Below are 10,868 nucleotides of genomic sequence, written 5' to 3' on the forward strand. Positions count from 1 at the left end.
GGCTTGACGACCACTTGGACGCATATTCGCTTTTCCTCAGTCAAATTCAATCTATTATACCTGCCATAAATCACCGCCGCAGATGCTTTTTGTTACCTGTTTTCGGTAAGATGTCAGATTAACTCAGAAATAGGACATGATTGTGACACGAAGTATGACCGCCTTTGCCCGCCATGAGGAGCAAACAGAGCTTGGCAGCTTGAGCTGGGAAATTCGCTCAGTAAATCATCGTTATCTAGAAGTCTCTTTCCGTTTAGAAGAAAGTTTTCGCCCATTTGAAATGGCAATGCGCAAACTTATCAGCGACACACTAAGTCGTGGAAAGGTTGAAGTAGCACTTCGTTACCGTGCACCAGAGCAAACGCAGAGTGCATTGCAAATGAATGTCGACTTAGCCAAAGCCGTCATGGAGAACTATCAACAGCTTGCCTCGTTTACAGACAGTGCCGCGCCCATTGATATCTTGCGTGTAATGCAATGGCCTGGTGTCATTCAAACAGAAAGCCTGGATCAGGATGCGTTACAAGCCACGGTGCTCGAGTCATTAAAACATGCCCTGGCTGACCTGGTAGCGACAAGGGAACGTGAAGGTGCAGCTCTGGAGCAAATGATTATTCAGCGTTGTGAGCAAATAAATGATATTGCAGAACAAACGAAAACACGTTTACCAGAAATTCTTGCCAGTCACCGTCAAAAATTATCAGACCGGATTGCTGAGCTTGAAGTGAATCTTGAGCCGGAACGCCTTGAACAGGAAATGGTGCTGTTAGCACAAAAAGCGGATGTCGCTGAAGAAATCGATCGCTTACAGAATCATGTGAATGAAGTGAAACATACTCTAAAGCGCGATGAACCTATTGGCCGTCGACTGGATTTTCTGATGCAGGAATTGAATCGTGAAGCCAATACCCTGGGCTCTAAATCGATTGATACCGATACCACACGTTACTCGGTGGATCTAAAAGTATTAATCGAACAAATGCGTGAGCAGATTCAGAATATTGAGTGAGAAATAACTTTTCATTCAGACAAAAAAAAACGCGGCTTTTGGCCGCGTTTTTTTGAGCTTTGACGACAAATTTACTTAATCGTTGATTGTTTTCTACGCAAACCAACCAAACCAAGTAATGCTGGAGCAAACAGCCATAACGCCGCAGGTACTGGCACTGCAGAAATAGGGGCTGTATTAAACAGGGCAATATGAGAAATGCCTTGTTGAATAAACGTTTTAAAGTAAAGTTCAGAAATGGCTTCGCTGAACAGAGCTACTAGGGTTGTATTTCCAGACTTGATCATAATGCCTTCAAAAGTCAGACCCAGTGACGTTGTATTCACATAACCCGTCGAGAAGACATCAGATGTGAAAAAGTCTGTATTTTCTGTTGCCACAGGGTATGAACCCGTGCTGTAAAAATCCAGTACATCGTAACCGACCAGTTCAGCATACTTACCAGAAGCGGCAGCAGCATCAAAAGTGGTATTGAGCTGATCTTGTTTCACAGCGTTCGTTGTCGCTTTGGGATCTAGCTGATAAGCATAATCAGGGCCGGTACCAGCTGAGAAGCTTCCATCTGTACTCACGTATTGATAAGCCCCGGCGAAATGCTGGATGGTGCTTTCTTTTTTATTCTTGGTTGCATATATCACTTCATCGCTTAAATGTGCAGCCGATGCTGAACTAGAGATGAACAGTGATAAGACCACACTGGCAAAAATCTTTAATGTTTTCATTGTCCTATCCTAGTGTGAGGAAGTTGTTAATCGCGGGCTCATTGATCTCGAAGAGATATGTAACTCCAATGCAATTTCAACTCTGTTTTTCATTCTTAGGTGTAATTATATGCCTAGATGCAGTTATTTGTATTGTACTTTAGTACTATTGCCTGTAATTAAGTTGTTCACAATATTATTCTGGAATTCTAATTGAAAGTGAACTATTCCATTAAACAAAATGATTTAGCCAAATTAACCACAGAATTATATCTAACTCGCATTCATCAGGATTGATACTGCATGGTGAAACGGAGGGCTTTTTGTCATAATTACCCAACTATTCCTTACAGCGTTCGAAATATGATGGGTAATCTTTTTATAGTGGCTGCACCGTCGGGTGCAGGCAAAACGAGTTTAGTGAATGCACTTATCTCACAACATGCGGAAATTAAACTATCCGTTTCACACACGACTCGTCCGCCTAGAGAGGGCGAAGTCAATGGTAAAGATTACCATTTTGTCGATCAGCAAACGTTTTCAGCGATGCGAAATGCCGGGAAATTTCTGGAATCAGCAACGGTGTTTGATAATAGCTACGGCACCTCATCTGATACAGTTAAGTCGTTATTAGCTGACGGCTTTGATGTCATCTTGGAAATTGACTGGCAAGGAGCGCAACAGGTCAGAAACAATTTCCCGCAGGCAATAGGCATTTTTATTCTGCCGCCATCAAAAGCAACGCTGGAACAACGCTTACGCAATCGAGGTCAGGATAATGAGGATGTCATTGCTAGGCGTATGCGGGATGCAGAGAATGAAATTTCGCACTATGTTGAATTTGACTACATAATCGTTAACGATGATTTTGAGCAGGCATTAACGAGTTTGTCATCAATCATCGTGGCACAGCGTCATTCCTTAGCTATTCAGAAAAATAGTCAAGCAGACTTAATCACTGAATTACTGGCTCAACGCTAAGATATTTCGTAAAATTGATTCTTTAAATTTTAACTGGGAAAAACCATGGCTCGTACTACTGTTGAAGATTGTTTAGAAAATGTTGATAACCGTTTCCAATTAGTCCTGGTTGCCTCAAAACGCGCACGCGAAATTGCCATGGGTGATGACGCTATGGTTAGCCTGGATAATGATAAACCTACCGTTTTAGCGTTACGTGAGATTGCTGCAGGTTTGGTTGGACGTGAAATCTTAGAAAAAACCAGTGCTCGTGAACATTCATCAGAAAGCATCGTTAGCGACGAAGAATTACAAACGGAAGAATAAACTACCGTGAGTGCCAAGCCATCCGTTGCCTCTGAACTGGACTATATCCAAGAGTCAGAACCCAAACTGACAATCGATGACTTGTGCTATGCGACGGCTAACTATCTCGAATCCGGTCAAGTTGATTCGATTCGACGGGCTTATCATTTTGCGGACCACGCACATGAGGGTCAGACTCGTCGAAGTGGTGAACGTTATATCACCCATCCACTAGCCGTCGCCCATGTTCTGGCCATGATGCATATGGATTATGAATGCATCATGGCCGGATTGCTTCATGATGTGATTGAAGACACCGCACTAACAAAAGCTGACCTGGCCGCCGAGTTTGGCGAAGAAGTGGGGGAGTTGGTTGAAGGTGTCACCAAATTAGCCAAAGCGGCTTTTGAAACCCAAAAGCATGCTCAAGCTGAAAACTTAAGAAAAATGCTACTGGCAATGTCACGTGATATTCGTGTCATCATCGTCAAGCTGGCCGACCGTCTCCACAATATGCGTACGCTGGGGCATTTGCGCCCTGAAAAACGCCGTCGTATCGCCAACGAAACGCTGGATATCTATGCACCGATAGCCCAACGTCTGGGTATGAATTTAATGCGTTGTGAACTCGAAGATCTAGGGTTCCACGTTCTGTATCCGATTCGTTATCGCGTACTTCAAGATGCTGTTCGGAAATCACGCGGTAACCGCAAAGAAATTGTCACGCAGATCACGGCATCTATCTTGAATCGGATGGAGCAGGAAGGCTTGAGTGCCGACATTCAGGGGCGTGAAAAAAACCTGTACAGCCTGTACAAAAAAATGGTCAGTAAACAACTGTCATTCTCTGAAGTGATGGATGTCTATGCTTTCCGTATTATCGTGGATGATGTTGACGCTTGTTACCGGATGCTGGGTGTGGTGCATAACTTGTACAAACCGGTACAAGGTAAATTCAAAGATTATATTGCGATTCCTAAAGCCAATGGTTACCAGTCCTTACATACCGTGTTGTTTGGTCCATATGGTGTACCGATTGAAGTGCAGATTCGGTCTCGTGATATGGACCATATGGCAGAAGCAGGTGTGGCTGCTCACTGGTTATACAAAACCGGTGAATCTGTCGGTAATAACCTAGCTCATCGTAAGGCGCGCCAGTGGCTGCAAGGGATTCTGGAAATGCAGAAAGGATCCGGCGACTCTATGGAGTTTCTGGAAAATCTGCGTATTGATCTATTCCCGGATGAAATTTACGTGTCTACGCCTAAGGGTGAGATTCTCACCTTACCAAGAGGTGCGACAGCGGTGGACTTTGCCTATGCCGTTCACAGTGATGTTGGTAACAATTGTGTCGCTGCCCGAGTTGGTCGTCATCTGGTGCCTTTGAGCAGTCAGCTGGAAACAGGTGAATCTGTGGAAATCATTACCTCACCGGCTTCACATCCAAATCCTGCTTGGCTCAACTTTGTTGTGACGGCCAAAGCACGAACCAATATTCGAAATTATTTACGACACTTGCAGACGGAAGAAGCCGTGCTGCTTGGTCGTCGCTTGTTAAATAAACATTTGACCGCGTTTTCCACCAATCTGGATGAGATCCCGGTTGAACGCTTTAATGAGCTCATCAATGAGTTTGAACTGAAACAGTTTGATGACTTGTTAGAGGATATTGGTTTAGGTAACCATTCTGCCTTGTTAATCGCACAGAAACTGGTGCATGAATCGACTCCGGATACAGAAGCACAAGCGCTGATGATCGCGGGCACAGAAGGCATGGTGGTCAGCTTTGCTCGTTGTTGCCATCCTATTCCTGGCGATCCTATTCATGGATATGTCAGTAGCGGTCGTGGCATTATCATCCATCAACGTGGCTGTAAAAATACCTCTAATCTCCGTGTGCAAAATGAGAAATGGCTCGACGTTGCCTGGTCGCCGGATGTATCGCGTGACTTCCCGGTCGACATCATGATTCATGTGAAAAACCAACGCGGTGTCCTTGCTACTATTGCGGCGGTGGTTTCTGAATCTGATTCGAATATTGATAATGTTGTCGTCGATGAACGCGATGGTGGTTATTCTGATTTACGTCTGACCATCGAAGTAGCTAACCGACAGCATTTAGCCCGTGTTATTCGCCGTTTACGTCGCCTCGACATGGTAGAAAGAATTACTCGTATTAATTAAAACCAGACTTTGATGGAGAAATGAATGTCTCGCGAAATTATTCATACAGCGGATGCCCCTGAAGCGATTGGCCCATACTCACAAGCTGTGAAAGTAGGTGACATCGTCTATCTTTCAGGCCAAATTCCGTTGGTGCCTGAAACCATGACGGTTATCGAAGGTGATTTCAATACACAAGTAAGACGTGTGTTTGACAACTTATCTGCGGTTGCGAAAGCGTCAGGTGGTAGCTTGCAGGACGTCGTGAAGTTAAATATTTATCTGACCGATTTAAGTTATTTCGGTGCGGTAAATGACATCATGACAGAATATTTTGAACAGCCTTATCCTGCTCGTGCAGCGATTGGTGTGGCTTCTTTACCTAAAGATGTGCCTGTGGAAATGGATGCAATTTTGCATCTGAATGCGTAATTATTAAATTTTAGGAGTTTAAGGTTGTGGTGGCGGATAATGGATTATCACAACCAGTCACTTCTTTAAAAGGCGTAGGCGGCAAAGTTGCCGAGCGCCTTCTCAAAATTGGGGTACAGCAGATCCAGGATCTGCTGTTCCACCTTCCTCTCAGATATCAGGACCGAACTCGGTTGATGCCTCTTGGGGCACTCAAATTACAACAAGAAGTGTTGGTGGAAGGCACTATCCAGATTTCACAAGTGAAGTTCGGTCGTCGTCGTTCACTGCTATGCCATATCTCAGATGGCACCGGATCTCTGATCCTGCGTTTCTTTCATTTTTCCAAAGCCCAGCAATTACAGTTAGAAAAAGGCCGAAAAATTCGCTGCTTTGGTGAAGTTCGTAACGGTCCTTCCAGTTTTGAAATGGTCCATCCTGAGTATCAGTTAATTGATTCGACCAACATTGTGCCAGTCGATTCAGAACTGACACCGGTTTATCCGACGACAGAAGGACTGCACCAGCTTTCTCTACGAAAGCTCATTAAACAAGCATTGAGCTTTCTGGAAAATGGATTAATGCCAGAACTGGTTATACCTGAAGCACGCTGTCATGATGTGGCTGAGTTCTCATTGACCGAGGCCTTAAAGTTTGTGCATCAACCGCCACCAGACGCGCCGGTTCAGCAACTGATTGACAGACAACACCCTGCGCAAAAAAGACTGGCTTATGAAGAATTACTGGCACAACAGCTGACGATGAAAAAATTGCGTCAGCAGACACAGCATCATCGTGCGCCTGAACTCAAGCCAGACCGCACTCAACGCGAAGCTTTATTGCGTCAGTTGCCATTCCCGTTAACGGCGGCCCAACAACGTGTGTTGACTGAAATAGAAGCGGATATGACAAAACCGTTTCCGATGCAGCGTCTGGTTCAGGGGGATGTCGGTTCGGGTAAAACCGTTGTGGCGGCACTGGCGGCCATTGAGGCTGTGAGTGCAGGTTCACAAGCCGTGATGATGGCGCCAACAGAATTGCTGGCAGAGCAACATTTCAAAACCTTCACACAATGGCTGACACCGTTGGGAATGACAGTTGGCTGGTGTGCCGGTAAGCAGACTGCAGCTGAACGGCGACAGGTTCTGGAGCAGCTCAAATCGGGCGAAATAAAAGTAGCCGTTGGCACTCATGCCTTGTTTCAGGATGAAGTCATATTTAATCATCTGGGACTGGTAATCATTGATGAGCAACATCGTTTTGGTGTGCATCAGCGTCTGGCCTTGCGCGATAAAGGTCGTGATGTGGATACCATGCCACACCAGTTAGTGATGACGGCAACACCGATTCCACGTACGTTGGCGATGACAGCATATGCTGATTTAAGTGTGTCTGTGATTGATGAGTTACCACCAGGCAGAACCCCGGTGACGACGGTTGTGGTCTCGGATAGTCGGCGTCAGGATGTGATTGAACGCGTTCATGCCGCCTGTCAGCAGCAGCGTCAGGTGTATTGGGTCTGTACTTTAATAGAAGAGTCTGAACATCTGCAGTGTCAGGCAGCAGAAGATACGGCAACCACTCTGCAGGATTGCTTACCAGATTTGAAAATCGGTCTGGTCCATGGCCGCATGAAATCAGCACAAAAAGAGCAGGTGATGGCGGCATTCAAATCTGCAGAACTCGATATGCTGGTGGCAACCACCGTTATTGAAGTGGGGGTAGACGTACCGAATGCCAGCTTAATGGTCATTGAAAATGCTGAACGGCTTGGGCTCGCTCAGCTTCATCAGCTACGTGGTCGAGTAGGACGAGGTCAGGTCGAGAGTCATTGTGTTTTGATGTACCATGCGCCACTGTCTGAAAATGGTCAGGCCAGATTGAAGTGTTTGCGTGAGAGTAATGACGGTTTTGTGATCGCGCAGCGTGATCTGGAAATTCGAGGGCCGGGTGAAGTGTTGGGCACGCGGCAGACAGGTCTGCCACAATTCAGGGTTGCCAACTTGCTCGAGGATCAGGAGCTGTTAGCGGTGATGGAACAGGCGGCAAATACGATGTTGAAGTTAGCACCAGAAAAAGCAGAAGCGCTGGTGACCCGTTGGTTTGCTCACAAACTTGATTTCGGTCATGTTTAATTTGTTGGATTTTAAATGAAGCATTGGACACACTGGCTGCCAGCCCGAAAACAATCATTACCTTATGATTTACGTGAGTGGTTGACAGATACGGGGTCACTTACCAAGCGACTGCAACATGTCAGTGAGCACGCGGTGAATGTCGAATTATTACACTACGACTGGCAGACCGCTTTGCCTGAAGAAAGTCTGTTTTTACAGCAACCTTTGCAACGTATTCAGTTGGGTCGTGAGGTATTGTTGTGTGATGGTGAGACGCCTGAAATCTATGCCAGAACAATTATTCCTCAATCCACCTATCAAGTCTTACCGTCTCGGTTCGATAACCTAGGTATAAAGCCATTGGGCCAAATATTATTTGATGAACCCTCCCTAAGCCGGAGTGATATTCAGGTGGCGCAACTCACACCGCAACATTGGTTGTATCAATTGGCTACAGAAACTTTGGATATTTGTCCTGATGTTTTATGGGCAAGACGATCATGTTTTTATTTGAAAGGTCAGCCCGTACTGGTGTGTGAAATATTTCTGCCTTCAGAAAAATGGAGTCATGTGTGAGAGAGGTTCAACGACGTGTTATGCCTTATATTCAGTTGATGCGACTGGATAGACCCATTGGCATATTGCTTTTGTTATGGCCAACGTTATCCGCTTTGTGGATTGCTGCAGAAGGCCTACCTGATATCACGGTGCTGGTGGTTTTTATCTTGGGCGTCATTTTAATGCGCTCTGCTGGCTGTGCGATCAATGATTTTGCCGACAGGGAAATTGATGGCAGTGTCTGGCGAACTCAGAACCGCCCTTTAGCAACAGGTGAGCTGACTGCCCGGCAAGCCATCTATGTTTTTATTGGTATGGCGTTGGTGGCGTTTATATTAGTATCGTTGCTGAACACGTTGACCATTTGGTTATCGTTGGGTGGTGTTTTCCTTGCCGCGACATACCCTTTCATGAAGCGTTATACCTATTTCCCTCAGATTTATTTAGGCATGGCATTCGGTTGGGCCATCCCAATGGCTTTTGCCGCACAGACTAATTCTGTGCCGGTGATGGCTTGGTTACTTTTCTTAGCCAATATTATCTGGACAACCATGTATGACACCTTTTACGCGATGGCAGACAGAGAGGATGATTTGCTGGCCGGGGTGAAATCCACAGCGGTATTATTTGGCGATGATGATCTGATTATCCAAGGCATGATGCAGGTGGCTTATATTTTTGTCATGGTGTTGATTGGTGTGCAGTTAGAGATGAGTTTTATCTTTTACTTAGGGCTGTGTGTTGCTGGGGGCTTATTTGCCTATCAACAATTTTTGGCAAAAGATCGACAGCCGCAGCGCTGTTTACAGGCTTTTTTAAATAATAACTGGGTTGGCTTAGCTATCTTTCTAAGTCTGGTCATTCATTACAGTATTTTGTCGGTGGGCAAATGAACGCAATAGCAGAAATCTCTTCTTCGAGTTTGCAGCAGCAAATCGATGCTTTGGCTGAGGCAATGGATGATCTCAACCCTATGTTAAAGAAAATGCGTTTACTCGCTTCCAATGCGGTCAGCGCAGCAGCAAGGGCAGGTTCTGAAGGTGATGCTTTTCGTGTACTAACTCAAGGTATTCAGGAGTTAGGGCTGGAAATCAAACATGAAATCGATCATTGCAAAGAGCTATTGCAGACACTTGCAGACACCGAGTCTGGTGTAGAAAAGAAAAGAGTATTATTTCAGATTAAAACCACATTAGAAGAGTTACCTGCGGCCGTCGCTAAAGGTGATTATCTGGCGATTTATTGTTCTGTAGAAGCCGCACATGCCGAAACGCATGCGACCCGGTTTAACTCGGTTGCCCAAATGTTGAAATCATTAATATCTGATCTCAGAGGAGAGATTTCAAAGCAGAAAACGCTTATAGACAATATGCTGGAACAAGCATAATTATTACTTACTATCGTTATTCATGGAGGAAAAACGATGCGATGGATCATGGTGTTTATCACCCTCATCATATCCGTGGTCTGTCATGCCACAACGGTTTACCAATCACAGAATGAGCAGGGACAGACGCTTTATTCTGACCAGCCATCTGCCAATGCGACTTTACTCTCGCTCAAATCCAGCCCATACCGTTATAGAGTTAAGCTCAAACGGGTGATTGATGGAGACACCATTGAGTTACAGTCTGGTCAGATTATTCGTTTACTGGGTATCAATACCCCTGAGATCCAGAGCCGTTACCATGACGCTGAAGCGGGTGGTGAACAGGCAAAACAATGGCTAATCAATACCCTAAGTCATGCCGATTTTTTCATTGAGTATGACCAGCAGCAACGCGATAAATATGATCGTGCTTTAGCCCATTGTTTTCTGCCTGATGGACAATATTTGAATGCCATGTTGATTGAAGAGGGGCTAGCGTCGCTGACACTGATTCCTCCTAATTTGCGATACAGCGATAAACTTATTGAAGCTCAAAGCAGGGCCGAACAAGCCAAAAAAGGGATATGGTCAATGTCTGACTATCAGGTAAAGCACGTGTCTGATTTAAAAACAGGCGTCAGCTATCGTGGTTGGCAACGTATCAGATTGAAACTTAAGGACATCAAGCAAGGTAAAAACAGGATATTCCTGCAGGCAAATAAACAGTTCAAACTCGCGATTAAAAAGAAAGACAGCGTTTATTTTGAGGACTGGAAACATTACCTGAATCGAACGGTTGAAGTGCGTGGCTGGGTGCATCGGCAGGGTAAACAGTTTTATATGAATGTCAGACACCCTTCAGCGATAATAACCCCATAAAATTTAACGTTTTGGCCAGTATTTTTGCATTTCCAGAAATACAAAAGAAGCCGACCAGGTAATCATGACTAAGCCAGTCAGTGATTCCAGTCCGGTTAAAAAACGGATATATCCTGTGGGTTCGATATCACCAAAACCCAGTGTGGTGTAGGTCGTGAAAGAAAAGTAACTACAGTCCAGCAGGCTGGAGTCAATATTGCCCATCAAATTGCCAAAGCCATCTGCATGCAACATCAGGTAATAGCCGATAGCAAACAGCCAAATTTCCACAATATGCGCCACCATGACCACCATCACCGCCAGTAAAACCCGGTAACGATGAATAATATGCAGTGAAGGAAGACGTTTCGCTAACTGGTAGAGGGTTTCGTAGTGGATCAAAATGGTGGTGACAA

The 10,868-nt window shown here is 45.2% G+C and carries 12 protein-coding genes; 10 read left to right on the forward strand and 2 right to left on the reverse strand.

Annotated elements, in window-relative coordinates; translation table 11 throughout:
• The first annotated feature begins 136 nt into the window (after nucleotides 1–136).
• Nucleotides 137–1,009: a YicC/YloC family endoribonuclease gene (locus B4K20_RS11030; RefSeq protein ID WP_320165664.1), complete on the forward strand. Its 873-nt coding sequence runs from the start codon at nucleotides 137–139 to the stop codon at nucleotides 1,007–1,009.
• Between the two features lie 71 nt (nucleotides 1,010–1,080).
• Here the strand turns inward: B4K20_RS11030 and B4K20_RS11035 are convergent, their stop codons facing one another.
• Nucleotides 1,081–1,731, reverse strand: a complete 651-nt coding sequence (locus B4K20_RS11035; protein WP_289282919.1) for a VPLPA-CTERM sorting domain-containing protein — start codon at nucleotides 1,729–1,731, stop codon at nucleotides 1,081–1,083.
• Between the two features lie 342 nt (nucleotides 1,732–2,073).
• Between B4K20_RS11035 and gmk the strand changes: the two genes are divergently transcribed.
• The 9 genes from gmk (at nucleotide 2,074) to B4K20_RS11080 (ending at nucleotide 10,473) form a co-directional block, all read left to right on the forward strand.
• The gene (gmk, locus tag B4K20_RS11040; RefSeq protein ID WP_289282920.1) at nucleotides 2,074–2,691 is read left to right on the forward strand and encodes a guanylate kinase; all 618 of its coding nucleotides are present in this window, start codon (nucleotides 2,074–2,076) and stop codon (nucleotides 2,689–2,691) included.
• Between the two features lie 45 nt (nucleotides 2,692–2,736).
• Nucleotides 2,737–2,997 carry a DNA-directed RNA polymerase subunit omega gene (gene rpoZ, locus B4K20_RS11045; RefSeq protein WP_289282921.1) on the forward strand — a complete coding sequence of 87 codons (261 nt, stop codon included), beginning with the start codon at nucleotides 2,737–2,739 and terminating at the stop codon, nucleotides 2,995–2,997.
• Between the two features lie 66 nt (nucleotides 2,998–3,063).
• Nucleotides 3,064–5,160 (forward strand): bifunctional (p)ppGpp synthetase/guanosine-3',5'-bis(diphosphate) 3'-pyrophosphohydrolase, encoded by a 2,097-nt coding sequence (locus B4K20_RS11050; RefSeq protein ID WP_339608413.1) that lies wholly within the window; start codon nucleotides 3,064–3,066, stop codon nucleotides 5,158–5,160.
• 24 nt (nucleotides 5,161–5,184) lie between these two features.
• Nucleotides 5,185–5,571 (forward strand): RidA family protein, encoded by a 387-nt coding sequence (locus tag B4K20_RS11055; RefSeq protein ID WP_286303861.1) that lies wholly within the window; start codon nucleotides 5,185–5,187, stop codon nucleotides 5,569–5,571.
• A gap of 26 nt (nucleotides 5,572–5,597) precedes the next feature.
• Nucleotides 5,598–7,685, forward strand: a complete 2,088-nt coding sequence (gene recG / locus B4K20_RS11060; protein WP_289282922.1) for an ATP-dependent DNA helicase RecG — start codon at nucleotides 5,598–5,600, stop codon at nucleotides 7,683–7,685.
• Between the two features lie 15 nt (nucleotides 7,686–7,700).
• Nucleotides 7,701–8,243, forward strand: a complete 543-nt coding sequence (locus B4K20_RS11065) for a chorismate--pyruvate lyase family protein (protein WP_289282923.1) — start codon at nucleotides 7,701–7,703, stop codon at nucleotides 8,241–8,243.
• A complete protein-coding gene (gene ubiA / locus B4K20_RS11070; protein ID WP_286303864.1) occupies nucleotides 8,240–9,118 on the forward strand; it encodes a 4-hydroxybenzoate octaprenyltransferase in 879 nt (292 codons plus the stop codon). Before B4K20_RS11065 ends, ubiA begins: the two co-directional genes overlap by 4 nt.
• Complete coding sequence (locus B4K20_RS11075; protein ID WP_289282924.1) at nucleotides 9,115–9,612, forward strand: hypothetical protein; 498 nt, start codon at nucleotides 9,115–9,117, stop codon at nucleotides 9,610–9,612. Before ubiA ends, B4K20_RS11075 begins: the two co-directional genes overlap by 4 nt.
• Before the next feature lie 36 nt (nucleotides 9,613–9,648).
• Nucleotides 9,649–10,473 carry a thermonuclease family protein gene (locus B4K20_RS11080; RefSeq protein WP_289282925.1) on the forward strand — a complete coding sequence of 275 codons (825 nt, stop codon included), beginning with the start codon at nucleotides 9,649–9,651 and terminating at the stop codon, nucleotides 10,471–10,473.
• 3 nt (nucleotides 10,474–10,476) lie between these two features.
• Here the strand turns inward: B4K20_RS11080 and B4K20_RS11085 are convergent.
• On the reverse strand, nucleotides 10,477–10,868 hold a 392-nt coding region (locus B4K20_RS11085; protein ID WP_349678803.1), incomplete at its 5' end, for a potassium channel family protein.

It is taken from the genome of Methylophaga sp. UBA5088, from assembly GCF_002414625.1.
GTDB classification, from domain to species: domain Bacteria; phylum Pseudomonadota; class Gammaproteobacteria; order Nitrosococcales; family Methylophagaceae; genus Methylophaga; species Methylophaga marina.